This is a genomic window from Enterobacter chinensis (assembly GCF_034008295.1).
Taxonomy (GTDB): domain Bacteria; phylum Pseudomonadota; class Gammaproteobacteria; order Enterobacterales; family Enterobacteriaceae; genus Enterobacter; species Enterobacter chinensis.
This window is the reverse complement of record NZ_JARDVI010000003.1, coordinates 168945-193364: the sequence shown is the minus strand read 5'-3', so window position 1 is coordinate 193364 and position 24420 is coordinate 168945. Positions and strand designations below refer to the sequence as shown.

Below are 24420 nucleotides of genomic sequence, written 5' to 3'. Positions count from 1 at the left end.
GATATATCAAATTGAAGGGGATGCTATGCGACACGAACACGATGGCGGCGGTCGGCGACCGCGCTTTTTCGGGCACGGCGATCTGCGGCTGGTGATTCTGGATATCCTGACCCGCAGCGCGAGCCACGGCTATGAGCTGATCAAAGAGATCGAGAACCTGACGCAGGGGAATTACACTCCCAGTCCTGGGGTGATCTATCCGACCCTGGATTATCTTCAGGATCAGACCCTTATCACTATTATGGAAGAAGAGAGCGGGCGTAAGCGAATTACGATTACCGCTGCAGGCCAGCAGTGGCTGGATGAAAACCAGGAGCAGCTTGAGCACATACGGGCACGTATCAAAGCGCGTTCCGTCGGCTTCCAGCTGCGCAAAAACCCGCAGATGAAGCGGGCGCTGGATAACTTCAAAGCGGTGCTGGACCTGAAGGTGAATCAGGGAGAACTCAGCGACGCGCAGCTCAGGCAGATCGTCGGGGTGATCGACCGCGCGGCGCTGGAGATCTCCCAGCTGGATTAAGCCGGCGCGTGCTCGCTCACGCGGAAGACGCGTACCAGCTCTTTCAGGTGCATCGCCTGTTCGTTAAGCGATGCTGCCGCCGCGACGGACTCCTCGACCAGCGCGGAGTTTTGCTGGGTGGTGGCATCTATCAGGCCAATCGCGCTGTTGATCTGGGAGATCCCTTCCGTCTGCTCATGGCTGGCCTGGCGGATCTCACGCAGGATCACATCCATCTCCTCCACGTTGCCGACCATCCCGTTAATCAGCGCGCTGGCTTTTTCGACCAGGTTCATCCCGTCCTGAGTCTGGCTGGTTGAGCTCTCAATCAGTTCACGGATTTCGCTGGCAGACGACGCGCTCTTCTGGGCAAGCTGGCGCACCTCACCGGCCACCACCGCAAAACCGCGACCGTGTTCGCCGGCGCGTGCCGCTTCCACCGCCGCGTTCAGCGCCAGAATATTGGTCTGGAAGGCAATGGCGTCGATCAGGTCGATAATGTCGGACATCCGGTTCGACGTCTCGTTAATCAGGCGCATTTTGCTGGTCACCTGCTTCATCATCTCACCGTTGTTTTTGACCACCGTGGCGGCATCTGCCGAGAGGTTGGTCGCTTCCCCGGTGTGCGAGGCCGTATTTTTCACCGTGGCGGTGATCTGCTCCATCGAGGCGGCGGTCTGTTCAACGGAGCTTGCCTGCTCTTCCGTACGCGCGGCCAGATCCTGGTTGCCGGCGACAATCTGCGCGGCTGCGCTGGAGATATTCTCCGAGCCGGTTTGCACCTGCTGCACAATGTCCAGCAGACGCGTCTTCATCTCCATCAGCGCATGCAGCAGCAGACCCGTTTCGTCTTTGCCGTGTGGCGTAATGCTACCCGTCAGATCGCCCTCGGAAATGGCTTTTGCAAAATGCACCGCCTCGCCGAGCGGACGGGTGATAGAACGAACGATAAACCAGCCAATCAGGCTGCCGACCGCGACGCTAAAGAGGGTGATCAGGATCAGCAGCAGACGGTTAGACCTGAAATCCCCTTCCACCTGCGCGCCTGCACTCTGCATCTCGCTGTTTTGAATGGCAATCAGCTCCTTCACCTTCGCTTTGTAAGCCTGCTGCACGGCGAGGGTCGTGGTCATCATCTCCTGAATGGCGCCCGCACGATTGTTGTTCTGCACCGCCTGCAAAATGCGGTAGCGCGAGTCCAGATACTGCTGGCGCACGCTGCGGATATCCGCCAGCACCTGCTGTGATTTTTGATCCTGCAACGCATTGTTCAGCTCGCCCAGGATCACCGTAATGTGCTCGCTGATCTCTTTCAGGTGCTGCTGAGATTGCCCTGTGTAGGTGCCCTGTTCGTCCAGCAGCATCAGCTGTTGAGTGCTAATAAATTCCTGGAAGTTATCGATTAACTGGTTCGCTTTTACCGTGGTTGGATAGTCACTGGTAATAATGGATTGCATCCCATTATTTGCCCGGTTCAGGCTCAGCAATGATAAGCTCGCGCTGATCGCCATCAGGACAATAAAGAACCCAAACGCCAGAAATAATTTTGTGCCGATCTTTACGTCATGTAAGAACATATTTTCTCCATCGATGTGATTATTTCTCAGACGATCGCTGTTATCGGTAACGAATCCGCTAACTTTATGACTTTGATCGTTTTTTTATTTCATAACCATAACAATGGATAGGTAGAGGCTATTAATATTGCCCCATCGATCGTTACCAGACCACCGGACGGGGCTTTTTCAAAATAGCATTCTGGAAAACTGACTTAGGCAGGGATAAATAACCGAGGCACTTTCTTTAGTTATTTAATGTAGTGTTAACAATAAAACACATTAATAGTCACATCCACACAAAAAAAAGCCGCTTATGCCTTACGGTATAAACGGCTTTTCCGGAACATGACGGCTTAATGGAGCACGGTCACTGCATCTTTAAGACGTCCGGCGCGGTGTTTCACCATCGCAGAAATGTGCGCGCTTTCCTCGACCAGGTTGGCGTTTTTCTGCGTGATGCTGTCGAGCTCGGCCACCGCGCGGGTTAACTCTGACAACCCGGTTGCCTGCTCGGACGTCGAGTGGCTGATCTGGGCGATAAGCTGCGTCACGTTTTTCACCTGCTCGACAATATCATCCATCGTGCGGCCTGCGGCGTGCACCTGCTCAGAGCCGGACTGCACTTTGCTGGCGCTGGCATCAATCAGTTTACGAATATCATTCGCTGCGCTGGCGCTGCGGCTGGCGAGATGGCGGACTTCACCCGCGACCACTGCAAAACCTTTCCCCTGCTCGCCTGCCCTTGCCGCTTCAACTGCCGCATTCAGCGCCAGAATATTGGTCTGGAAAGCGATATCGTTAATCAGGGAAGTGATCGAGCCAATTCGCTGCGTGCTGTCGGCGATGTCATCCATGGTCTTGACGACGGTCTGCATCGCATTGCCCCCTTTCGTCGCCGCGCTGCTGGCGGCCACGGAGAGTTTATCCACCTCGGCGGCGGTTTCAGAGTTACTCTGAACGGAAGCGGCCATCTGGTTCATTGTCGCGACGGTCTGCTGCACGTTCGCCACCGTCTGACGCGTACGATCGTTCAGATCTTCATTTCCCTGCGCCAGCCTGTCGCTGCCGTCACGAACGCTCACCACCTGGCTCGATACGTCATTGATCAACCAGCGGCACATCAGGCCCAGCTGCCCTACCGCGCGCAGCGTCAGCCCCAGCTCGTCGCTGCGGTTCAGATGCTGCACGCTGTTGCGCTCACCGGTTGCGACCTTCAGCGCCTGTCGCGCCACATTCTCAACCGGGCGGACAATTTGTTGTTCAAACAGCAGTGTCCCGAACAGCATCACCACCGCGGCAGCAACGAGCGGTATCCAACCTGCGGAGGTCGCGACCAGCGAGGCGGCGAGAACGGCAAAGAGCACCGCCATCACGCTGCGCACGCGCCAGCGCAGCGGCATGGCCGGCAGTTTACCGAGCCAGCCCTTTCCAACGACCAGCCCTTTATGAACACGTTTCTTACAGCTCCCGTCATTCAGCGCCCGGTAAAGCGGCTCCACGGTAGCAATCTCATCCGCTGTGGCCTTCGTGCGAATCGACATATAGCCCGTTACCTGCCCGTGGCGCACCATCGGCACCGCGTTAGCACGCACCCAGTAATGGTCGCCATTTTTGCGCCGGTTTTTGACGATCCCACTCCACGGCTCGCCCTGCTGCAGCGTGTACCACATATCGGCAAACGCGGCTTTTGGCATATCGGGGTGGCGCACCAGATTGTGCGGCTGGCCCGTCAGCTCATCAAGCTGGTAGCCGCTCACCTGCACAAATGTGTCGTTGGCGTGGGTAATGTAGCTGTGGACGTCTGTGGTAGACATTAAGGTGGTGTCATCGTCCAGAGGATATTCATTCTGGGTGACATAAGTTGGAGAGGACATCGTGGGCATCCCTTGCAGGTTATTTGAATGTTAATTTTGTGGGTTAATGTTTTTTCGGCGATAAACAATTTATCTTTAATTGTTAAACTTGATAGAGATCGCAGATTTGACTTAAACCGTACTTTTTGTACGATTTTATAATTCATTGATTTCAAATACTTTCACTAAGAAATTACCCACAAAGCATGACCCGTTAATGCCCGCTTAAGTCGCAGCAAACGCACTTCTTTGGTGCAGTTGCGCGTTTCCGCTCTTTTTAAGGCTCTCTACCGCGTACCGCTGAACCCCGTTTCGGTTGTATCGGCATGATTAAATATTGCGCAACATTATTTTAACCTGGCGTTTATCCCGATTTTCGTTAAGTCATCTGAAGTGGCGTAATCCCTGCAATACTTAAATCAGTATCATGTGATACGCGATCCCCGGGAGCACATTTTGAACAGGTTACCTTCCAGCGCCTCGGCTCTTGCCTGTACCGCGCACGCACTGAATCTCATTGAGAAGCGAACGCTTGATCATGAGGAGATGAAACAACTTAACCGAGAGGTCATCGATTACTTTAAAGAGCACGTCAATCCAGGGTTTCTGGAGTATCGCAAATCTGTTACCGCCGGCGGGGATTACGGAGCCGTAGAGTGGCAAGCGGGAAGTCTGAACACGCTTGTCGACACCCAGGGACAGGAGTTTATAGATTGCCTGGGAGGTTTTGGAATTTTCAACGTGGGGCACCGTAATCCAGTTGTGGTTTCCGCCGTACAGAATCAACTTGCGAAACAACCTCTCCATAGCCAGGAGCTGCTCGACCCGCTTCGCGCCATGCTCGCGAAAACGCTGGCGGCCTTAACGCCCGGCAAACTGAAATACAGCTTCTTTAGCAACAGCGGCACGGAATCGGTCGAAGCGGCGATTAAACTCGCCAAAGCGTACCAGTCGCCGCGCGGGAAATTCACCTTTATCGCCACCAGCGGCGCGTTCCACGGGAAATCCCTGGGCGCACTGTCTGCTACCGCCAAATCCACCTTCCGCAAACCGTTTATGCCGCTGCTGCCGGGCTTCCGCCACGTGCCGTTCGGCGACATTAACGCCATGCGCACCGTGCTGAGCGAATGCCGTAAAACCGGCGATGACGTGGCCGCGGTGATCCTGGAGCCGATTCAGGGCGAAGGCGGCGTGATCCTCCCTCCGCAGGGCTATCTGCCTGCCGTGCGTCAGCTGTGCGATGAGTTTGGCGCGCTGCTGATCCTCGACGAAGTTCAGACCGGGATGGGGCGCACCGGCAAGATGTTTGCCTGCGAGCACGAGAACGTTCAGCCGGACATCCTGTGCCTGGCGAAAGCGTTGGGCGGCGGCGTCATGCCGATTGGTGCGACGGTTGCTACCGAAGAAGTGTTCTCGGTGCTGTTCGACAATCCGTTCCTGCACACCACCACCTTTGGCGGTAACCCGCTGGCCTGTGCGGCGGCGCTGGCGACCATCAACGTGCTGCTGGAGCAAAACCTGCCCGCGCAGGCGGAGCAGAAAGGCGACATGCTGCTGGACGGCTTCCGTCAGTTAGGCCGGGAGTATCCGGACCTGGTGCAGGACGCGCGTGGGAAAGGGATGCTGATGGCGATTGAGTTTGTCGATAACGAAACCGGCTATAGCTTCGCGAGCGAGATGTTCCGCCAGCGTGTGCTGGTGGCCGGAACGCTCAACAACTCGAAAACCATCCGCATTGAACCGCCGCTGACGCTGACGATTGAGCAATGTGAGCAGGTGCTGAAAGCGGCGCGTAAAGCACTGGCAGCGCTGCGCGTGAGCGTGGAAGAGGCGTAATCAACGCCGGGTGGCGCTACGCTTACCCGGCCGACAAAATACTGCATATGTAGGCCCGGTAAGCGTAGCGCCACCGGGCTACTTTTTATCGGTGAAACTCCGCCACCGTCATGGTGAAGCGCAGCACGTTTTTTCCCTCATTGGCATAGCCGTGCGCCGCTTCGGTTTTCGCTACCGCCGATGCCCCGGCAGCAACCTGCGTCACCGTCTCATCGACCATCAGGGTTAACACACCCTCGTTAACATGCAGTAGCTCGAAGGTTCCCGCCGGGTGGCCTGGAGAGGTGAACCGTTCCCCCGGATGCATCTCCCACTGCCAGAGTTCAATCATATCCGGTCCCTCGGTACCCGCCAGCAGTCTGGCGCGTCCGCCCAGTTCACCCTGCCACAGTACCGGAATCGCCTCTTCTTCGATAACGTGCACCAGCGGCTCGCTGGAGACGTTAACGATATCCGCCACTGAGATACCGAGCGCGGCGGCCAGTTTGCACAAAATGGCGATGCTGGGGTTGGCTGCGCCCTTTTCAATCTCCACCAGCATGCCTTTGCTGACGCTGGCGCGGCGGGACAGCTCATCCAGCGACAGTTTTTTCTCTTTGCGCCAGTTGCGGATGCGGTTCGCGACGGCCAGGCTTACCTGGGCAACATCAGCCCCCTGCGTAGTCATTATATTGACTTTATCAGTCATTGGTCACTACCATGGTATAAAACAGTCAATACAGGATTATTTATGTCTCTCGTTACGCCGTCAATAGACTCGCGTCTTGCCGGGATTGCCCCAGGCTTTCGGGCGCTGAGCATTCTGGTTGAAGCTGCGCCGATTACCCACCCGGACGTGGCGGCTACCTCACTGGCACAGGCCTGTCAGCAGATGCTTAATGATGATGTGCCCTGGGCTGATGCACACTTTTCAGACTGGGATGAGGTGTTTAAAGCCTTCGGCGCGAAACCGAAACGCACGCCCTGTTCGGCATCCGCCCTGCGTAAGCGGGTTCTGAAAGACGGCTCGCTGCCGCCGCTGGATCCGGTGGTGGATATCTATAATGCGGTGAGTATTCGCTACGCCATTCCGGTTGGCGGAGAAAACCTGGCGGCTTACTCGGGCGCGCCGCGTCTGACGCTGGCCGACGGCAGCGAGCCGTTTGATACCTTCAAAGAGGGACAGCCGGTGGTGGAACATCCGGAACCTGGCGAGGTTATCTGGCGCGACGATCTCGGCGTCACCTGCCGTCGCTGGAACTGGCGCCAGGGGATACGGACTCGTCTGGATAGCCAGGCGCAAACCATGTGGTTTATTCTTGAAAGCCTGCCGTCGATGCCGCTTGCGGCGCTGGAAGAGGCGGGAGAAGAGCTGGTCAACAACCTTCAGCGTCTGATGCCGGGGGCCAAGGCTCAGGTACAACTGCTGGAGCTGTAAGAGGACAACACGATGTTTCACGGATTAAGCGCCTTTCCGTTAACGCCCCTGAAAGAGGGGATATTTGACGAGCAGTCCTTCATCAATCTTCTGCGCCCCGTGGTCGACGCAGGCGTGGATTCCCTGGGCATTCTCGGCTCAACGGGAAGCTATGCCTATCTGACCGTTGAAGAGCGCGGCCGGATCGCACGCTGCGCGGTGGCGCATGCTGATGACATTCCGGTCATCGTCAGCATCGGTGCACTACGGCTTGACGATATTCTGCGTCTGGCTGACGACGCGCAGGCGGCAGGAGTCTCCGGCGTGCTGCTGGCACCCGTGTCGTACCAGCGATTAACGGAAGATGAAGTGTTTAATCTCTATGAAAAGGTGACCCGCCAGCTCTCCGTACCGCTATGCATTTACGATAATCCCGCCACGACCGGTTTTGCGTTTAGCGATGAATTGTTATTTGCCGTCGCGGCCCTGCCGAATGTGGGATCCATTAAGCTTGGTCGCGTGCCGGAGGACCTGTCGCAGGTACGCGCCCGTCTTCCTGATACAGTCACGCTGGGCATCGCCGGTGACTGGCGAGCAGCCTCAGCCCTGCAGGCCGGGTTTGACGTCTGGTACTCGGTTCTCGCGGGGTTGTTCCCTCAGGCGGCGCTGGCGATTGCACGTTCGAAAGAGGCGGCACAATCCGAGCGGTTAGAGCCGCTGTGGGAATTATTCCGTCGATACGGCAGCTTACGGGTTATCGCGGCGGCAGCAGAGATGATGGGAAAAGTGGCTGCACCTGCATTGCCATTTCCGTTACAGGCGGTTCAGGGGGAGCCGCGCGAGGCTCTTTCAGCGATCCTTGCGGAATTAGAGCTGGCCTGAAAAACGCCGGGTGGCGCTGCGCTTACCCGGCCTACCGCACAGTCCCGCATCCCGTAGGCCCGGTAAGCGTTAGCGCCACCGGGCAAAGCCCTTACTCCGGCAACAATCCGACAAAACTGCGTTTCTTACGCGGCTCTGACATCAATTCCTCAAGCTTATCCACGCAAGCCAGATAGTGCGGGGTTTTCTTGTGCGCCAGCACCGCCTCGTCGTCTTTATAGGCTTCGTAGATAAAGAACCGGGTTTTCACCCGAGGATCCTGCAATACGTCAAATCGCAGGTTTCCCGGCTCCTTGATTGCTCCCTCGTGGTTGGCGCGAAACACCTCCAGAAACTCGTCCACCCGCTCGGGTTTGATGTTGATCTCCACTAGCGTCACATTCATTTTGCTTCTCCCTGTTTCTCTTCCTGCCAGAACTGGAACGCGTCCCGGGCGCTCATGTTCTCGTGTACCACTTTCTTCACCGCCTTCAGCATGGCGAGCGGCGCGCTGGACTGGAAGATATTGCGCCCCATGTCCACGCCGGAGGCTCCCTGGTCGATTGCGCGCCAGCACATCTCCAGCGCCTCGTGCTCCGGCAGCTTTTTGCCTCCGGCAATGACGATCGGTACCGGGCAGCTGGCGGTCACTTTTTCAAAGCCCTCGTCCACGTAATAGGTTTTGACGAACTGCGCCCCCATTTCGGCGGCGATGCGACTGGCCAGCGAGAAATACCGTGCGTCGCGCGCCATCTCTTTCCCCACGCCCGTCACCGCCAGCGTCGGCACACCGTAGCGCGCCCCGGCGTCGACCAGCTTGATGATGTTATTAATCGACTGATGCTCAAACTCGCTGCCAATGTACACCTGCGCGGCCACCGCGCAGACGTTGAGGCGAAGCGCGTCCTCCATCGCCACCGCCACGCACTCGTTGGACAACTCGCCCAGGATCGAGTTACCGCCGGAGGCACGCAGCACAACCGGTTTATTCGTCGCGGCAGGTACCTGGCTCCTGAGGATGCCGCGGGTACACATCAGCACGTCCGTTTCGCCAAACAGCGGGGCGATAGAGAGATCGATACGCTCAAGGCCGGTGGTCGGCCCCTGAAAGTAGCCGTGGTCAAAGGCCAGCATCACCGTGCGGTTGCTTTGCGGGTTGAAGATGCGCGCCAGCCGGGACTGCATGCCCCAGTCCAGCGAGCCACATCCCTTCAGCGTGAACGGCACATTCTGCTGCGGCGTGCCGATGCCAAAATCCTTGCCGTCTTTGATGTCGTCTAAATCAGCCATGTATTCCCCCGTCAGAAATCGTATTTGTTGATGTTCTCTTTGGTGAACACCACGCGCTCCGGCAGCAGCACGATGCCGTTGCCCTTCGCCTCATACTGGTAGCCCTGCACGCTGTTCGGCTCGACCTTCAGCGCGCCGATGTTTTTTACGTCCACGCTGTCGCCCACGTTAAGATCGCCTTTTTTCAGTAAACGATCGGCGACATTGACCGCAATTTTGCCCTGCTGCACCACGTCCCACAGGCCGAAGGCTTTTACCGTGCCGCGCTCAACGTACGGGCGCATCACGTTCGGCGTGCTGAACCCGACAATCGCTACCCCTTCGCGCTTCAGGTTTTCTGCTGCCTGGGCGGCGGCTGGAAGCGCATTGGCGTCCGGCGCGATGATCGCATCCAGATCCGGATACGCTTTTAAGATCCCTTCGGCGGTTTGCAGAGATTTGGTGGCGTCGTTATAGCCAAACTGCGTCGTCACGACCTGCCACTGAGGATGGTCTTTCTCGATTTTGGCCTTCGCCTCCTTCACCCACTGGTTCTGGTCGGTGACGGTGGGGCTGGAGTAGAAGAACGCGACTTTGGCATTCGGTTTGGTGACCTGCCTGCCCGCCATCTCCACCAGCAGGCCGCCCAGCTGTTCCGGGGTGCCCTGGTTGATGTAGATGCTGCGGCACTCCGGTTTGGTGTCGGAATCCCAGGTCAGCACTTTTACCCCGCGCTGCATCGCACGCTTCAGCGCCGGGCAGAGGCCGTCCGGCGACACGGCGGAGACGATGATGGCGTTATAGCCCTGGTTGACGAAGTTATTGATGAGCTGCACCTGGCCGGAGACGCTCGGCTCGGTTGGGCCGTCATAGGTGACGTCCACGCCAAGATCTTTCCCCGCCTCTTTGGCCCCGTTGCCGCCGCTGGTGAAGAAGCCGACGCCCACCAGTTTCGGGATAAAGGCAATGCGGTCTGCCGCCTGCGCCGAGGCAAAGCTGAGGGCCATCGCCAGGACTATCAGTTTTGTTTTCATCTTACGCTCCGGGTAGTTTTCAGGAAGATATTGCGCACCCATTCACGGTGCAGACTCAGCGAACGTCCCATCACCACCACAACCAGCAGCGCCCCTGACAGCGCGCTCGACACCTGGTTGGGGATGCCGACCATCTGTAAACCCTGTTGCAGGTAGCCGACCAGCAGCGCCGCCAGCGCGGTGCCGACAACCGAACCGGAACCGCCGTAGATATTCGCCCCACCGAGCACCGCGGCGGTGAGCGCAGGCATCAGCAGATCGCGCCCCAGATCCGAACGCGCGGAACCGAAATAGGAGACCATCACCAGCGCGGCAATGGCCGAAGCCACGCCCACCAGGCCGTACAGCGCGTAGGGCATGCCGTTCACCGACAGCGCTGCGTAGCGTGCCGCGCGCGGGTTTTGCCCAATCAAAAAAAGATGGCGGCCAAAGCGTCCGCGGTGGGTAATCAGCCAGAAGAAGGCGGTGATGACCGCGAACAGCACCAGCGGGATCGGCAGCCCTAAAACGGTGAGATTAGCGAACGCGGTAAAGCTGTCCGGGAAGCCGCCGATGCCCTCGTAGCCCGTCGCGCCAGCCATGCCGGAGAGCAGCAGCGCCCCGCCGCCGTAGAGGTACAACGTGCCGAGGGTAATCACCAGGGGGCTGATGCCGGTGTAGTGGATCAGCGCCGCGTTCACCAGCCCGCACAGCAGGCCGAGCAGCAGCGTGAGCGGAATGGCGACCGCCATCGGCCAGCCCGACTGCATCATCACCCCAAGCGCAATGGCGCACAGGCCAATGGTTGAGCCCAGCGAAATGTCGATCCCGCCGCTGATGATCACCAGCGTCAGCGGCAGCGCCACAATGCCGATGCAGATAAAATCGCTGGTGCTGAACAGCAGCATGTTGATGTCGAGCATGCGCGGGTTGATGGCGCCAAAGAGCAGGATCTCCAGCACCAGCAAAATCAGCAGCGCGCTTTCCCAGTTAAGCTTCATTTACGCCACCTCTTTTTTGCGTTTTGGAAACGGGGTGACGTGCTTTCCCCCTTTATTGCCCGGCTGGAAGCGACTGTATTTCAACGCCCGCTGATGACGCGCCAGCGCCTGGCGCAGACGTCCGTCGAGCACCAGCACGCCCAGCAGCACAAGGCCGGCGATAAAGTCGTTCCACCAGGCCGGAAGCCGGAACAGCACCAGCACGGTGTCGATTTGGGTCAGGAAAAAGGCACCGAGCAATGCGCCGATCAGCGTGCCCGTCCCGCCCAAAAGCGAAATGCCGCCCAGCACGCAGGCGGCGATAGCTTTCATCTCCAGCCCGCTGCCGGTCTGGTTCGGTACAAAGCCAATCTGCGAGGCAAAAACGATCCCGGCGCAGGCCGCCAGCATGCCGTTAAGGGTAAAGGCGATCATCCGCGTGCGGTTCACCGCCACGCCCAGCTGGCGCGCGGCGGCGAGGTTATCGCCCACGGCATAAAAATCACGACCAAAGGCGGTGCGCGACAGCGTCCACGCGCCTGTGGCCGCTAAAAACAGCACCACCATACCGAGCGGTGAAACGCCAGGGGCAACCGGTTCTGAGAGGGATTTCAGCCCCGGCGGCAGCCCTTCAATCCACTTCCCGCCCGTCCAGAGCAGCATCCCCCCGCGATACAGCCCCAACGTACCGAGGGTGGCGACAATCGCCGGAATGCGCAGCCCCACCACCAGAAAACCGTTGAATGCCCCCGCCAGTGCGCCAATCGACAGTGCGAAAAGGATCGCCACCGGCAGGCTGTAGCCGCTGTTCAGCGCCACGCCGACGGCAATGGCAGCAAGCCCCACGGTGGAGCCAACAGACACGTCAATATTGCGGGTTAACATCACCAGCGCGGCGCCGAGCGCCAGCAGGATCAGGATCTGCGAGCTGGCGAAAATCATCCCCAGCGTCTGCAAACTCAGGTAGGAAGGATTCAGCGCCACCAGCACGGCAAACAGCGCCAGAATGGCGAGAAACGCGCTCAGCTCGCGGTTCTTCAGTAAGGTCTTCATGATTGCCCTCCAAATGCCAGCGCCATCATTTTGTCGAGGCTGACGGCGTGGCGCGGCAGCTCGCCGCTGAGTACGCCCTGGTGCATCACCAGCACGCGGTCCGCCAGTCCCGGAAACTCATCGAGATCGCTTGAGATCATCAGTACCGCCACGTTCTGCGCCGCCACGCTTTTGAGCAGCTGATAGATATCGGCGCGCGCCGCCACGTCCACGCCGCGCGTCGGTTCATCGACGATCAGCAGCAGCGGATTGGCCTCAAGACAGCGCGCCAGCAGCACCTTCTGCTGGTTGCCGCCGGAAAGCGTGCGCACGGGTTGATCCGCATGGTTGAGCTTGATCCCCAGCGCCCGGTGATAGCGTTCCACCACCGCAGACTCCCGCTTGCGCTGCTGCCAGAGAGATGGCTCGTTCAGGGCCACCGTGTTCCAGCGAACCGGCGCATCCAGGAACAAGCCGGAAACCTGCCGGTCTTCCGGCAGGTAGACCAGGCCTTTGTCCAGCCGGGAAAACACCGGATCGCCGGTGATCTCCTGGTTTTCCAGCCAGATGCGCCCCCCGCGCGCCGGACGCAGGCCATAAAGGGTTTCGGCAAATTCGGTGCGCCCGGATCCCACCAGCCCGGCCAGACCAACGATCTCCCCGGCGTAGATCTCAAGACTGAGATCGATAAACCCCTCCCCGGTAAGATCGTCCACGCGCAGCACCGGGAAATCCTGCGGCTGGGTGCGGCGGTTGCCCGGCAGCGCCAGCCACAGTTTTTGCGCGTCGCTTAAGCCTTTATCCCGACTCACGGGCGTCATCGCCGCGATAAGCGCGTTATCATCGAACTGCGCCGTTTCGCCGCTGAGCACCACCGCGCCGTCGCGCATCACCGAGACGTGGCTCGCCAGCTGGCGGATTTCCGGCAATTTATGAGAGATAAAGACAATGCCAACGCCGAGCGCCTGCAGCGCGCGGATCTGGCGGAACAGGCGTTCGGTTTCGCCCGGCGTGAGCGACGCCGTGGGTTCATCGAGGATCAGGATCTTTGCGTTGCGCATGAGCCCGCGCAGGATCTCCACCATCTGCTGATCCGCCACTTCCAGGGTGCTGGCGGCGGCATCGAGATTAAGCGGGCACTGCAGCTGCTGGAGTTTCTCCGCCAGCCGCTTTTCCAGATCGCGTTCGCGCGGCAGGCGGAAAAGAATGTTTTCCCTGACCGTCAGGTTGGGGAACAGCAGCGGCTCCTGCGGCACCAGGTAAATGCCTAACCTGTGCGCCTGAGCAGGCGTGAGCCGCGCATATGACTGTCCCTCGACGGAAAATTCACCGCTATCCGGCGTCTCGACCCCGGCGATGATCTTCATCAGGGTCGATTTACCCGCGCCGTTACCGCCCATCAGCGCATGCACCTGACCCGCAAGCAGCGTGAAATCAATGCCTTTTAGAACCGGCACGCCGGAGAACTGCTTGCAGATATCGTGCGCTTCAAGAAGTGAGGTCATCATCGCTCCGCTATTGAACAAATGATTTTTAGATTTAATAATGTTCAAAAGCGTAGACGGTGAACTATATTTACAACCGTGCAGGGATCACAGTTTTATCGATTAAGATCCAGACAGGCCTCAAACAATCTAAAAGATCCGTTTTGTCGCGTGGCTCACACTTTCAAGGCGCGCCATCACGAACATATGATCTAAATTTTTATAAGAGTTCAATTATGAGCGATAAACGCACTGCGGAAGAAGGACGGTTTGCCGGGCTGGCACTGGCGGAAGAGGAGCTGGTAGCGCGCGTGGCATGGTGTTACTACCACGACGGATTAACCCAGAACGACATTGGTGAGCGGCTCGGGCTGCCGCGCCTGAAGATTTCACGCCTGCTGGAGAAAGGCCGCCAGTCCGGGGTCATCCGGGTGCAGATCAACTCCCGTTACGAGGGCTGTCTGGCGCTGGAAACCGAGCTCCAGCAGCGCTTTGGCCTGAAGCTGGTGCGCGTGATGCCGGCCCTGAATACCCCGCCGATGAACGTGCGGTTAGGCATAGGCGCAGCGCAGTCGCTGATGGGCGTGCTGGAGCCCGGCCAGCTGTTAGCGGTTGGGTTTGGTGAAACCACCATGAGCAGCCTGCAGCACTTAAGCGGGTTTATCAGCTCGCAGCAGATCCGCCTGGTGACGCTCTCCGGCGGCGTCGGACCGTATATGACCGGTATCGGCCAGCTGGATGCGGCCTGCAGCGTGAGCATGATCCCCGCCCCGCTTCGCGTGTCATCCGCTGAAGTCGCCGGGATCTTAAAACGCGAAACCAGCGTGCGGGACGTGATCCTCGCCGCCACTGCTGCCGACGTGGCTGTGGTCGGCATTGGTTCGGTGAACCAGCGCCGTGACGCCACCATCCTGCGCTCCGGCTACATCAGCGAAGGCGAGCAGCTGATGTACGCCCGCAAAGGCGCGGTCGGCGACATCCTCGGCTATTTCCTCAATGCCGAAGGCGAATGCGTAGAGGAGCTGGAGATCCACAAAGAATTACTGGGCGTCACCCTCGATGAACTGGCGCAGCTGCCGACCATCGTTGGCGTGGCCGGAGGTGAAGAGAAAGCCGATGCGATTTATGCCGCACTGAAAGGTCGCCGTATCAATGGCCTGGTGACGGAAGAGACGACAGCCCGCGCGGTGCTGGCTCTGGCCGGATAAGAGCAGCCCTGCGCCTGACACGAGGCAAGCTCATGAGTTACCTTTTAGCGTTAGATGCAGGGACAGGCAGCGTTCGCGCCGTTATTTTCGATTTACAGGGCAACCAGATTGCCGTTGGTCAGGCCGAGTGGAAGCACCTGAGCGTGGAAAATGTGCCGGGCTCGATGGAGTTTGATCTGCAGACCAACTGGCGGCTGGCCTGTCAGTGCATTCATCAGGCGCTGGCACGTGCGGACCTGAGCGCGGCGGATATCCAGTCCGTGGCCTGCTGCTCCATGCGCGAAGGCATTGTGCTGTATGACCGCAACGGCGAGGCCATCTGGGCCTGCGCCAACGTCGACGCCCGCGCCAGCCGCGAGGTGTCGGAGCTCAAAGAGATCCACGACGACCGTTTCGAATCCGAGGTGTACGAGGTCTCCGGGCAAACGCTAGCCCTGAGCGCGATGCCGCGCCTGCTGTGGCTGGCACACCATCGTCCGGATATTTACCGCAAGGCCGCCACCATCACCATGATCAGCGACTGGCTGGCAGCGAAGCTTTCCGGCGAGCTGGCGGTCGACCCGTCCAATGCGGGCACCACCGGCATGCTGGACCTCTTCTCCCGCGACTGGCGTCCGGCGCTGCTGGACATGGCCGGGCTGCGGGCCGATATCCTCTCACCGGTGAAAGAGACCGGCACCGTGCTGGGTGCCATTACCCATGAAGCCGCACAGCAGAGCGGCCTGCGCGAGGGCACGCCGGTGGTGATGGGCGGCGGCGACGTGCAGCTGGGCTGTCTGGGGCTGGGCGTGGCGCGCGCCGGGCAAACGGCGGTGCTGGGCGGCACCTTCTGGCAGCAGGTAGTGAACCTGCCGCAGGTGCGCACCGACCCTGACATGAACATCCGCGTGAACCCGCATGTGATCCCGGGTATGGCGCAGGCGGAGTCAATCAGCTTCTTTACCGGGCTGACCATGCGCTGGTTCCGCGACGCCTTTTGTGCCGAAGAAAAACTGATTGCCGAGCGGATGGGGATGGACACTTACTCCCTGCTGGAAGAGATGGCCAGCCGGGTGCCGGCGGGGTCTCACGGAGTGATGCCGATCTTCTCCGACGCGATGCATTTTAAGCAGTGGTACCATGCCGCACCGTCGTTTATTAACCTCTCCATCGACCCGGAAAAATGCAACAAAGCGACGCTGTTCCGCGCGCTGGAAGAGAACGCGGCGATTGTCTCGGCCTGTAACCTGGCGCAGATATCGCGCTTTTCCGGCGTGACGTTTGAAAGCCTGGTCTTTGCGGGCGGCGGGTCAAAAGGTGCTCTGTGGAGCCAGATTTTAAGCGACGTGACCGGCCTGCCGGTGCGCGTTCCGGAAGTGAAAGAGGCAACGGCGCTGGGCTGCGCCATCGCGGCCGGAACAGGCGCGGGGCTGTTTGCGGATATGGCCTCGACGGGCGAGCAGCTGGTGAAATGGAGCCGCGAGTTTACGCCGAACCCGCAGCACCGCGAGCTGTACGACGGCATGATGCAGAAGTGGCAGGCGGTGTACGCCGACCAGCTTGGGCTGGTGGACAGCGGGCTGACGACGTCAATGTGGCAGGCTCCGGGGCTGGTGCGGGCATCCCCCTCACCCCGACCCTCTCCCTAAGGGAGAGGGAGATTACGTCCCCTCTCCCTGCGGGAGAGGGTTAGGGTGAGGGCATCAGGCCACACCAATATTTGAATCCCATCACAATCACTGCATTCCCCTTTTCCCTTTTACTCCCTGCTGGCTAAATTAGTAACTCATCCGACCACATAACAATAATTTTACACTGGAAGAGACTATGAGCCGCTACCCGTCGTTATTCGCCCCCCTCGATCTGGGGTTCACCACACTCAAAAACCGCGTGTTGATGGGTTCGATGCACACCGGGCTGGAGGAGCATCCGGACGGGGCCGAGCGTCTGGCGGCCTTCTACGCCGAGCGCGCGCGCCACGGGGTGGCGCTGATAGTCACCGGCGGCGTGGCCCCTGCCCCTTCCGGAGTGGGCATGGAGGGCGGCGCGGTATTGAACGATGCGTCACAGCTGCCGCACCACCGCATTGTGACCGACGCCGTTCACAAAGAGGGCGGGAAAATCGCCCTGCAAATTCTGCACACCGGGCGCTACAGCTATCAGCCGAATCTGGTTGCCCCTTCAGCCATTCAGGCACCGATTAACCGTTTTAAACCGCATGCTCTGAGCCACGACGAGATCCTGGCGCTGATTAACGACTTCGCCCGCTGCGCCGCGCTGGCGCGTGAGGCGGGCTATGACGGCGTCGAGATAATGGGATCCGAAGGCTATCTGATTAACGAATTCCTCGCTGCCCGCACCAACCAGCGAGACGACGAATGGGGCGGCGACTATGCTCGCCGCATGCGCTTTGCTGTGGAGGTAGTACGCGCCGTGCGTGAACGTGCGGGAGCTGATTTTATTATTGTCTTCCGCCTGTCGATGCTCGACCTGGTAGAGGGAGGCGGCACGTTCGACGAAACCGTGCAGCTGGCGCAGGCGATTGAAGCTGCCGGCGCCACCATTATCAACACCGGTATCGGCTGGCACGAGGCGCGTATCCCGACCATCGCCACGCCGGTGCCGCGCGCGGCGTTTAGCTGGGTGACGCGCAGGCTGAAAGGCAAAGTGTCTGTTCCACTGGTGACAACCAACCGCATTAACGACCCGCAGGTGGCGGACGATGTGATATCACGCGGCGATGCCGATATGGTGTCGATGGCGCGGCCGTTCCTGGCCGATGCCGAACTGCTGTCCAAAGCGCAAAGCGGACGCGCGGATGAGATCAACACCTGCATCGGCTGTAACCAGGCCTGCCTGGATCAAATCTTCGTCGGCAAGGTCACCTCTTGTCTCGTGAATCCGCGCGCCTGCCATGAAACCAAAATGCCCGTGGTGCCAGCGACAACGAAAAAGCGCCTGGCGGTTGTGGGGGCGGGACCCGCGGGTCTGGCGTTTGCGGTAAATGCCGCCGGACGCGGGCACAGCGTGACGCTGTTTGATGCGCTGGCGGAGATTGGCGGGCAGTTTAATATCGCCAAGCAGATCCCCGGCAAAGAGGAGTTCTATGAAACCCTGCGCTACTACCGCCGGATGATCGAGCTTACAGGCGTCGAGCTGCGGCTTAACCAGTTTGTGAATGCGGCGGATCTGACCGGTTTCGACGAGGTGATCCTGGCGAGCGGGATCGTACCGCGCCTGCCTGCGATCGAGGGTATCGATCATCCGAAGGTGTTGAGCTATCTGGATGTATTGCGTGACAAAACGCCGGTTGGCGAGAGGGTGGCGATTATTGGCTGCGGTGGGATCGGCTTTGATACCGCCATGTACTTAAGCCAGCCGGGCGAGGCCACCAGCCAGAACATTGCCGAGTTTTGCGTGGAATGGGGTATCGACACCAGCCTGAGCCAGTCCGGCGGGCTTCGCCCTGAAGGACCGCAACTGCCAAAAAGCCCGCGGCAGATAGTGATGCTCCAGCGTAAAGCCAGCAAGCCGGGCGAAGGGCTGGGCAAAACAACGGGCTGGATCCATCGCGCCACCCTGCTCTCGCGCGGCGTGAAGATGATCCCGGCGGTGAGTTATCAGAAGATCGACGATGACGGGCTACACGTGACGATCGGCGGTGAGCCACAGCTGCTGCGGGTGGATCATGTCATTTTATGTGCCGGGCAGGAGCCGAAGCGCGATCTGGCAGATCCGCTGCGCGAGGCGGGGAAAACGGTGCATTTGATCGGCGGGTGCGACGTGGCGATGGAGCTGGACGCGCGGCGGGCAATTGCGCAGGGGACGAAGTTAGCTCTGGCGATCTAGGGCATTGCCGGGCGGCGCTGCGCTTGCCCGGCCTACGGGTTCAAGGCCGTTGTAGGCCCGGTAAGCGAAGCGCCACCGGGCATCAGGCCGCACATACCTAATCTTAGCGACGACGACCCAGCTTCACTGCTTTCAGCACCACAAACTTGTTGTTGGTCGCAATGGTGACGCAGTTACCGAAAATCTTCTTCAGCTTGTGGAAGTAGTCCAGGTGGCGGTTTGCCACGATGTACAGCTCGCCGTTAATCTTCAGGCAGCGGCGCGCATGGTGGAACATCTCCCAGGCGACGTTATCCGTCAGGGCATGCTTCTGGTGGAACGGCGGGTTACAGAACACCGCGTTGAAGCGGAAAGGCTCTACGCCCGACAGCGCGTTGTTGATCATAAACTCGCAGCGATCCAGCGCCTCTGGCATGTTGGTTTCCACATTCAGACGGCTCGACGCCACCGCCATTGGCGATTCGTCGCTGAACACCACGCTGGCTTCCGGGTTCTTCGCCAGCAGCGTCAGGCCAATCACGCCGTTACCACAGCCCAGGTCGACGATTTCCCCTTCCAGGTTTTCCGGCAGATTTTCAATAAAGAAACGCGCGCCGATATCCAGACCGGTGCGGGAGAAGACGTTTGCGTGGTTGTGGATGGTCCAGTCTGTGCCTTCCAGCTTCCAGCTCAGCGTCTCTGGCGCGTCAGCCAGCGCTGGCGCACTGAAGGTACAGTTGATCAGGCGCGCTTTTTTCCAGGCCAGCGTCGTGGTGGTTGGGCCAAGGACTTTCTCAAACAGCTCCAGCGTCGAGGTGTGGATATCGCGCGCTTTGGCGCCCGCGATGATGCGGGTTTCTGGCGTCACGACCTTACGCAGCGCGCGCAGCTGTTGTTCCAGCAGCGCCATGGTTTTTGGTACTTTAATCAGTACCACGCCCGGCGCCTGCGGGTACTCCGCGGTGCTGTCGAGAAACTTCACGCTGGATTCTTCGATATCGTTATGGCGCAGGTTTTCACGCGTCGCCAGCTCGCTCAGGTAGGAATCGCCGATGCTGTAAGGCGCGTGTTCCGCCAGCGCACAGCCCAACGCGCCAAAGGCATCATTCAGGATCAGAACCGGGCCGCGGATTTCAGTCTCATCCAACTGCTGCAGCAGATATTCATCCGCCGCTTCCCACGCCATAAGCGGGTTGACGTCGTCCGTTTCCGGGAAACGTTTAAGGTTGAGTGAACGGAAACCGTTGTCTAAGTGGCTCATCGGCCCTCCTGAATGGTAAAATTTGGCGTATCCCTGAAAAGGGTGCGTGAGTATACCCGTTTTATTGTCGATTTGGGGCGTTGATGAACCAACTTACTTATCTCCAGGGCTACCCGGAGCATTTACTTTCTCAGGTTCGCAGCCTGATTGCCGAGCAGAAGCTCGGCGCGGTGCTGGAAAAACGCTATCCCGGCACCCACGATTTCGCGACCGATAAAGCCCTCTGGCAGTATACGCAGGATCTGAAAAGCCGCTATCTGAAGAGCGCGCCGCCGATCAACAAGGTGATGTATGACAACAAGATCCACGTGCTGAAAAACGCGCTCGGCCTGCACACCGCCATCTCCCGCGTACAGGGCGGTAAGCTGAAAGCGAAGGCCGAGATCCGCGTCGCGACGGTGTTCCGTAACGCACCGGAAGCCTTTCTGCGGATGATCGTCGTCCATGAGCTGGCGCACCTGAAAGAGAAAGAGCACGACAAAGCGTTCTACTCCCTCTGCTGCCACATGGAGCCGCAGTATCATCAGCTGGAGTTTGATACCCGCTTGTGGCTTACGCATTTATCGTTAAATGGTAATGCGGAATAGCGCACGCGAATTGTCATGATGACGTGCTACAGTGGCTAAAGGTTCCCCGCTACGGAGTACGTAAACGTTTATGATACGTTTCGCAGTCATTGGTACGAACTGGATCACACGCCAGTTCGTCGACGCCGCCCACGAAACCGGCAAACTTAAACTTACCGCAGTCTATTCCCGCAGCCTTGAGCAGGCGCAGAGTTTTGCCAACGATTACCTCGTTGAGCATCTCTTCACTTCGCTTGATGAAATGGCGCAAAGCGACGCCATTGACGCGGTGTATATCGCCAGCCCGAATTCCCTGCACTTCCCGCAAACGAAGCTGTTCCTCAGCCATAAAAAGCATGTGATTTGCGAGAAGCCGCTGGCGTCGAATATCCAGGAAGTGGAAGCCGCCATCGCACTTGCCCGCGAAAACCAGGTGGTGCTGTTCGAAGCGTTCAAAACCGCCAGCCTGCCGAATTTCCTGCTGTTGCAGCAGTCGCTGCCGAAAATTGGCAAAGTGCGTAAAGCCTTTATCAACTACTGCCAGTACTCGTCGCGCTACCAGCGCTACCTCGACGGTGAAAATCCAAATACCTTTAACCCGGCCTTCTCTAACGGCTCGATTATGGATATCGGTTTCTATTGCCTGGCCTCCGCCGTGGCGCTGTGGGGCGAGCCGCACGGCGTCACCGCCACCGCCAGCCTGCTGGAGAGCGGCGTGGATGCGCACGGGCTCGTGGTGCTGGATTACGGTGATTTCAGCGTCACGCTGCAGCACTCCAAAGTCAGTGATTCCGTACTGCCAAGCGAGATTCAGGGCGAAGCCGGCTCGCTGGTTATCGAGAAGATCTCCGAATGCCAGAAAGTAAGCGTGGTACCGCGCGGCGGTAAAGCGCAGGAGCTGACGCAACCTCAGCATATTAACACTATGCTCTATGAGGCAGAGGTCTTTGCCCGTCTGGTGGAAGACAACGAAGTGAATCACCCGGGTCTCGCGGTGAGCCGCACCACGGCGAAGCTGCAAACGGAGATCCGCCGTCAGACCGGCGTGGTGTTCCCGGCAGACGGCGTGAACGCGGAAGCCATCGCGTAAAGCTGTGTAATGAAACGGCGCAGACCATTGACGAAACCAATGGTCTGACATATTTTGTTACCTGCAAAGGGGAGTAACTTCTTCGTCGGTGGATCGTCATTACGATGCGTGTAATACCGCATCCGGTCGCCGGGCAACCCTCGTGGTTGTAAGTGAGACCTTGCCGGAAGGCGAGGTCTATGCATAAAAAGCTAACGGCTATCGTCTTCTGACCATGGCCGTTTTTGTTTTTTATGTGTAAGGAAAATAGTATGCATTCTGTCGGCACTCCAATGTTGTGGGGCGGATTCGCGGTTGTCGTGCTCATCATGCTGGCGATCGACCTCTTTTTGCAGGGGCGTCGCGGCGCACACGGCATGACCATGAAGCAGGCCGCCGCCTGGTCTCTGGTGTGGGTTACCCTTTCCCTGCTGTTCTGTGCTGCCTTCTGGTGGTATCTGGCCTCGACCGAAGGCCGGGCGGTGGCCGATCCTCAGGCGCTCGCCTTCCTCACCGGCTATCTGATTGAAAAAGCCCTGGCGGTGGATAACGTCTTCGTCTGGCTGATGCTGTTCAGCTACTTTGCCGTGCCTGCTGCCCTGCAGCGCCGCGTGCTGGTCTACGGCGTGCTGGGTGCCATTGTTCTGCGTACCATTATGATCTTCGCCGGCAGCTGGCTGATCACCCAGTTCGAATGGCTACTGTACGTCTTCGGCGCGTTCCTGCTGTTCACCGGGATCAAAATGGCGCTGGCGAAAGAGGACGGCTCCGCGATTGGCGATCGTCCGCTGGTGAAGTGGATCCGTGGACATCTGCGCATGACCGACAAGATTGAGAGCGAGCACTTCTTCGTGCGCAAGAACGGTCTGCTGTTTGCCACCCCGCTGCTGCTGGTGCTGATTCTGGTTGAGCTGAGCGACGTGATTTTTGCCGTAGACAGCATCCCGGCTATTTTCGCGGTGACCACCGACCCGTTCATCGTCCTGACCTCAAACCTGTTCGCGATACTCGGTCTGCGTGCCATGTACTTCCTGCTGGCTGGCGCGGCAGAGCGCTTCTCGATGCTGAAGTACGGCCTGTCGGTGATTCTGGTGTTTATCGGTATCAAGATGCTGATTGTCGATTTCTACCACATCCCAATCGCCATTTCGCTCGGCGTGGTGTTTGGCATTCTGATCGTGACGCTGATTATCAATACCTGGGTTAACCGCCAGCACGATAAGAAGCAGCAGGTTTAGTGCGTTTTGCCCGGTGGCGCTGCGCTTACCGGGCAATTTCGTTAATCAATGGTTAAAAAACATGACGCAACACGTAAAATCCAGCATTTTACGCTTCCCTCCACAGACACTTTCCCTATACTCGACCAGGCAAACATTTACTTACATCCGGACATAAATGTGACTAAGAGCACATCCGGGATGGAACGCAATTTCACTTAAGGAATTCCCATGACCGCATCCTCGTCTGGTCTGTTTGCGCGTCTGTCGCGCGGCAGCCTTGTTAAGCAAATACTGGTTGGCCTGGTGCTCGGCATCGCGCTGGCACTGATCTCAAAACCTGCCGCAGAAGCAACTGGCCTTCTCGGTACTCTCTTCGTCGGCGCACTGAAAGCGGTCGCGCCGGTTCTGGTTTTGACCCTGGTGATGGCCTCAATCGCCAACCACCAGCAAGGGCAAAAAACCAATATTCGCCCGATTCTCTGGATGTACCTGCTGGGTACGTTCTCCGCCGCGCTGACGGCGGTTATCGTTAGCTTTATCTTCCCTTCCACGCTGCAACTGACCACCGGCGCAACCGACATTACGCCACCTGCAGGTATTGTTGAGGTAATGCACGGCCTGCTGATGAGCATTGTTGCCAACCCGATCCACGCACTGATCAACGCGAACTACATCGGGATCCTGGTATGGGCAGTCGGTTTGGGCTTTGCCCTGCGCCATAGCAATGACACCACCAAAAACCTGATTACCGACGTTTCTAACGCCGTGACCTTTATCGTGACGGTGGTGATCCGCTTCGCACCGATTGGTATTTTTGGTCTTGTCGCCTCAACGCTGGCAACGACCGGTTTTGGCGCATTGTGGGGCTATGCCCAACTGCTGCTGGTACTGATTGGCTGCATGGCCGTAGTGGCACTGGTGATTAACCCGCTGCTGGTGTTTCTGCAGACCCGCCGTAACCCGTACCCGCTGGTGCTGATGTGCCTGCGCGAAAGCGGCGTAACCGCCTTTTTCACCCGCAGCTCGGCGGCGAATATTCCGGTCAACATGTCGCTGTGTGAGAAGCTGAATCTGGACCGCGATACCTATTCCGTCTCAATCCCGCTGGGGGCGACAGTCAATATGGCGGGGGCGGCAATTACCATCACGGTGCTGACGCTGGCGGCGGTCAATACGCTGGGTATACCAGTGGATCTGCCAACGGCGCTGCTGCTAAGCGTAGTTGCTGCGCTCTGTGCCTGTGGCGCATCCGGCGTGGCGGGCGGTTCGCTACTGCTGATCCCGCTGGCGTGTAATATGTTCGGCATCCCGAACGAGATCGCCATGCAGGTGGTCGCGGTAGGCTTTATCATCGGCGTATTGCAGGACTCCTGCGAGACGGCGATTAACTCCTCCACCGACGTGATGTTCACCGCCGCCGTGTGCCAGGCGGAAGACGCGCGTTTAGCGAAGAACGCTCTGCGCAGTTAAAAAGAAAAGCCCGGTGGCGGCTACGCCTTACCGGGCC

The 24420-nt window shown here is 58.7% G+C and carries 21 protein-coding genes; 11 read left to right on the top strand and 10 right to left on the bottom strand.

Translation table 11 applies throughout. From position 1 onward, the window contains the following. The first annotated feature begins 25 nt into the window (after positions 1-25). On the top strand, positions 26-520 hold the full coding sequence (locus PYW49_RS10225; RefSeq protein WP_320386362.1) for a PadR family transcriptional regulator: 495 nt from the start codon (positions 26-28) through the stop codon (positions 518-520). Here the strand turns inward: PYW49_RS10225 and PYW49_RS10220 are convergent. Together PYW49_RS10220 and PYW49_RS10215 are read right to left on the bottom strand one after the other, a co-directional pair. Beyond that, positions 517-2076, bottom strand: coding sequence for a methyl-accepting chemotaxis protein (locus tag PYW49_RS10220; protein WP_134347500.1), 1560 nt, complete (start codon positions 2074-2076; stop codon positions 517-519). The genes PYW49_RS10225 and PYW49_RS10220 overlap by 4 nt on opposite strands. A gap of 335 nt (positions 2077-2411) precedes the next feature. Then, positions 2412-3932 carry a methyl-accepting chemotaxis protein gene (locus PYW49_RS10215; protein WP_134347499.1) on the bottom strand — a complete coding sequence of 507 codons (1521 nt, stop codon included), beginning with the start codon at positions 3930-3932 and terminating at the stop codon, positions 2412-2414. Positions 3933-4367: 435 nt separating this feature from the next. On the opposite strand from PYW49_RS10215, the gene ygjG reads away from it, so the two are divergent. Further along, complete coding sequence (gene ygjG, locus PYW49_RS10210; protein ID WP_032660397.1) at positions 4368-5747, top strand: putrescine aminotransferase; 1380 nt, start codon at positions 4368-4370, stop codon at positions 5745-5747. A gap of 85 nt (positions 5748-5832) precedes the next feature. On the opposite strand, the gene PYW49_RS10205 is transcribed toward ygjG, so the two are convergent. Next, complete coding sequence (locus tag PYW49_RS10205) at positions 5833-6435, bottom strand: helix-turn-helix domain-containing protein (RefSeq protein ID WP_320386361.1); 603 nt, start codon at positions 6433-6435, stop codon at positions 5833-5835. A gap of 42 nt (positions 6436-6477) precedes the next feature. Between PYW49_RS10205 and PYW49_RS10200 the strand changes: the two genes are divergently transcribed. Together PYW49_RS10200 and PYW49_RS10195 are read left to right on the top strand one after the other, a co-directional pair. Beyond that, positions 6478-7164, top strand: a complete 687-nt coding sequence (locus PYW49_RS10200) for a B3/B4 domain-containing protein (RefSeq protein ID WP_320386360.1) — start codon at positions 6478-6480, stop codon at positions 7162-7164. 12 nt (positions 7165-7176) lie between these two features. Then, on the top strand, positions 7177-8025 hold the full coding sequence (locus PYW49_RS10195) for a dihydrodipicolinate synthase family protein (RefSeq protein ID WP_320386359.1): 849 nt from the start codon (positions 7177-7179) through the stop codon (positions 8023-8025). A 91-nt stretch (positions 8026-8116) separates the two neighbouring features. On the opposite strand, the gene lsrG is transcribed toward PYW49_RS10195, so the two are convergent. From lsrG to lsrA, 6 genes are read right to left on the bottom strand one after another with little or no spacing between them, the layout of a single operon-like run. Further along, on the bottom strand, positions 8117-8410 hold the full coding sequence (gene lsrG / locus PYW49_RS10190; protein WP_134347494.1) for a (4S)-4-hydroxy-5-phosphonooxypentane-2,3-dione isomerase: 294 nt from the start codon (positions 8408-8410) through the stop codon (positions 8117-8119). After that, positions 8407-9294, bottom strand: a complete 888-nt coding sequence (gene lsrF, locus PYW49_RS10185) for a 3-hydroxy-5-phosphonooxypentane-2,4-dione thiolase (protein WP_134347493.1) — start codon at positions 9292-9294, stop codon at positions 8407-8409. The genes lsrG and lsrF overlap by 4 nt, the downstream gene beginning before the upstream one ends. Before the next feature lie 11 nt (positions 9295-9305). Further along, positions 9306-10307: an autoinducer 2 ABC transporter substrate-binding protein LsrB gene (gene lsrB, locus PYW49_RS10180; RefSeq protein ID WP_134347492.1), complete on the bottom strand. Its 1002-nt coding sequence runs from the start codon at positions 10305-10307 to the stop codon at positions 9306-9308. Next, the gene (gene lsrD, locus PYW49_RS10175) at positions 10304-11287 is read right to left on the bottom strand and encodes an autoinducer 2 ABC transporter permease LsrD (protein ID WP_320386358.1); all 984 of its coding nucleotides are present in this window, start codon (positions 11285-11287) and stop codon (positions 10304-10306) included. Before lsrD ends, lsrB begins: the two co-directional genes overlap by 4 nt. Further along, entirely contained in the window at positions 11288-12319 is a 1032-nt protein-coding gene (gene lsrC / locus PYW49_RS10170) for an autoinducer 2 ABC transporter permease LsrC (protein WP_320386357.1), read from the bottom strand. After that, positions 12316-13803 carry an autoinducer 2 ABC transporter ATP-binding protein LsrA gene (gene lsrA / locus PYW49_RS10165; RefSeq protein ID WP_320386595.1) on the bottom strand — a complete coding sequence of 496 codons (1488 nt, stop codon included), beginning with the start codon at positions 13801-13803 and terminating at the stop codon, positions 12316-12318. Before lsrA ends, lsrC begins: the two co-directional genes overlap by 4 nt. 215 nt (positions 13804-14018) lie before the next feature. Between lsrA and lsrR the strand changes: the two genes are divergently transcribed. The 3 genes from lsrR to PYW49_RS10150 all read left to right on the top strand — a co-directional run bounded on the left by lsrR (position 14019) and on the right by PYW49_RS10150 (position 18818). Then, positions 14019-14990: a transcriptional regulator LsrR gene (gene lsrR, locus PYW49_RS10160; RefSeq protein WP_023295481.1), complete on the top strand. Its 972-nt coding sequence runs from the start codon at positions 14019-14021 to the stop codon at positions 14988-14990. Between the two features lie 32 nt (positions 14991-15022). Further along, positions 15023-16618 carry an autoinducer-2 kinase gene (gene lsrK / locus PYW49_RS10155; protein WP_320386356.1) on the top strand — a complete coding sequence of 532 codons (1596 nt, stop codon included), beginning with the start codon at positions 15023-15025 and terminating at the stop codon, positions 16616-16618. A 178-nt stretch (positions 16619-16796) separates the two neighbouring features. Further along, entirely contained in the window at positions 16797-18818 is a 2022-nt protein-coding gene (locus PYW49_RS10150; protein WP_320386355.1) for an NADPH-dependent 2,4-dienoyl-CoA reductase, read from the top strand. 103 nt (positions 18819-18921) lie between these two features. Here PYW49_RS10150 and rlmG read toward each other — a convergent pair whose 3' ends face one another. After that, positions 18922-20058: a 23S rRNA (guanine(1835)-N(2))-methyltransferase RlmG gene (rlmG, locus tag PYW49_RS10145; RefSeq protein ID WP_320386354.1), complete on the bottom strand. Its 1137-nt coding sequence runs from the start codon at positions 20056-20058 to the stop codon at positions 18922-18924. Positions 20059-20141: 83 nt separating this feature from the next. On the opposite strand from rlmG, the gene PYW49_RS10140 reads away from it, so the two are divergent. The 4 genes from PYW49_RS10140 to sstT all read left to right on the top strand — a co-directional run bounded on the left by PYW49_RS10140 (position 20142) and on the right by sstT (position 24383). Beyond that, the gene (locus PYW49_RS10140; RefSeq protein WP_193066168.1) at positions 20142-20645 is read left to right on the top strand and encodes a YgjP-like metallopeptidase domain-containing protein; all 504 of its coding nucleotides are present in this window, start codon (positions 20142-20144) and stop codon (positions 20643-20645) included. Between the two features lie 70 nt (positions 20646-20715). Continuing rightward, a complete protein-coding gene (locus PYW49_RS10135) occupies positions 20716-21714 on the top strand; it encodes a Gfo/Idh/MocA family protein (RefSeq protein ID WP_134347484.1) in 999 nt (332 codons plus the stop codon). A gap of 251 nt (positions 21715-21965) precedes the next feature. After that, on the top strand, positions 21966-22931 hold the full coding sequence (locus PYW49_RS10130) for a TerC family protein (RefSeq protein WP_134347483.1): 966 nt from the start codon (positions 21966-21968) through the stop codon (positions 22929-22931). 210 nt (positions 22932-23141) lie between these two features. Beyond that, positions 23142-24383, top strand: coding sequence for a serine/threonine transporter SstT (gene sstT, locus PYW49_RS10125; protein WP_134347461.1), 1242 nt, complete (start codon positions 23142-23144; stop codon positions 24381-24383). Positions 24384-24420: the final 37 nt, after the last annotated feature.

Coding starts and splice junctions, on each gene's coding strand:
- lsrR (WP_023295481.1), top strand. CDS start 14,019: ATGAGCGATAAACGCACTGCGGAAGAAGGACGGTTTGCCGGGCTGGCA.
- PYW49_RS10220 (WP_134347500.1), bottom strand. CDS start 2,076: ATGTTCTTACATGACGTAAAGATCGGCACAAAATTATTTCTGGCGTTT.
- PYW49_RS10225 (WP_320386362.1), top strand. CDS start 26: ATGCGACACGAACACGATGGCGGCGGTCGGCGACCGCGCTTTTTCGGG.
- PYW49_RS10205 (WP_320386361.1), bottom strand. CDS start 6,435: ATGACTGATAAAGTCAATATAATGACTACGCAGGGGGCTGATGTTGCC.
- PYW49_RS10215 (WP_134347499.1), bottom strand. CDS start 3,932: ATGTCCTCTCCAACTTATGTCACCCAGAATGAATATCCTCTGGACGAT.
- PYW49_RS10135 (WP_134347484.1), top strand. CDS start 20,716: ATGATACGTTTCGCAGTCATTGGTACGAACTGGATCACACGCCAGTTC.
- lsrF (WP_134347493.1), bottom strand. CDS start 9,294: ATGGCTGATTTAGACGACATCAAAGACGGCAAGGATTTTGGCATCGGC.
- PYW49_RS10150 (WP_320386355.1), top strand. CDS start 16,797: ATGAGCCGCTACCCGTCGTTATTCGCCCCCCTCGATCTGGGGTTCACC.
- lsrC (WP_320386357.1), bottom strand. CDS start 12,319: ATGAAGACCTTACTGAAGAACCGCGAGCTGAGCGCGTTTCTCGCCATT.
- PYW49_RS10140 (WP_193066168.1), top strand. CDS start 20,142: ATGAACCAACTTACTTATCTCCAGGGCTACCCGGAGCATTTACTTTCT.
- lsrB (WP_134347492.1), bottom strand. CDS start 10,307: ATGAAAACAAAACTGATAGTCCTGGCGATGGCCCTCAGCTTTGCCTCG.
- rlmG (WP_320386354.1), bottom strand. CDS start 20,058: ATGAGCCACTTAGACAACGGTTTCCGTTCACTCAACCTTAAACGTTTC.
- lsrA (WP_320386595.1), bottom strand. CDS start 13,803: ATGACCTCACTTCTTGAAGCGCACGATATCTGCAAGCAGTTCTCCGGC.
- lsrG (WP_134347494.1), bottom strand. CDS start 8,410: ATGAATGTGACGCTAGTGGAGATCAACATCAAACCCGAGCGGGTGGAC.
- lsrD (WP_320386358.1), bottom strand. CDS start 11,287: ATGAAGCTTAACTGGGAAAGCGCGCTGCTGATTTTGCTGGTGCTGGAG.
- sstT (WP_134347461.1), top strand. CDS start 23,142: ATGACCGCATCCTCGTCTGGTCTGTTTGCGCGTCTGTCGCGCGGCAGC.
- PYW49_RS10195 (WP_320386359.1), top strand. CDS start 7,177: ATGTTTCACGGATTAAGCGCCTTTCCGTTAACGCCCCTGAAAGAGGGG.
- PYW49_RS10200 (WP_320386360.1), top strand. CDS start 6,478: ATGTCTCTCGTTACGCCGTCAATAGACTCGCGTCTTGCCGGGATTGCC.
- lsrK (WP_320386356.1), top strand. CDS start 15,023: ATGAGTTACCTTTTAGCGTTAGATGCAGGGACAGGCAGCGTTCGCGCC.
- PYW49_RS10130 (WP_134347483.1), top strand. CDS start 21,966: ATGCATTCTGTCGGCACTCCAATGTTGTGGGGCGGATTCGCGGTTGTC.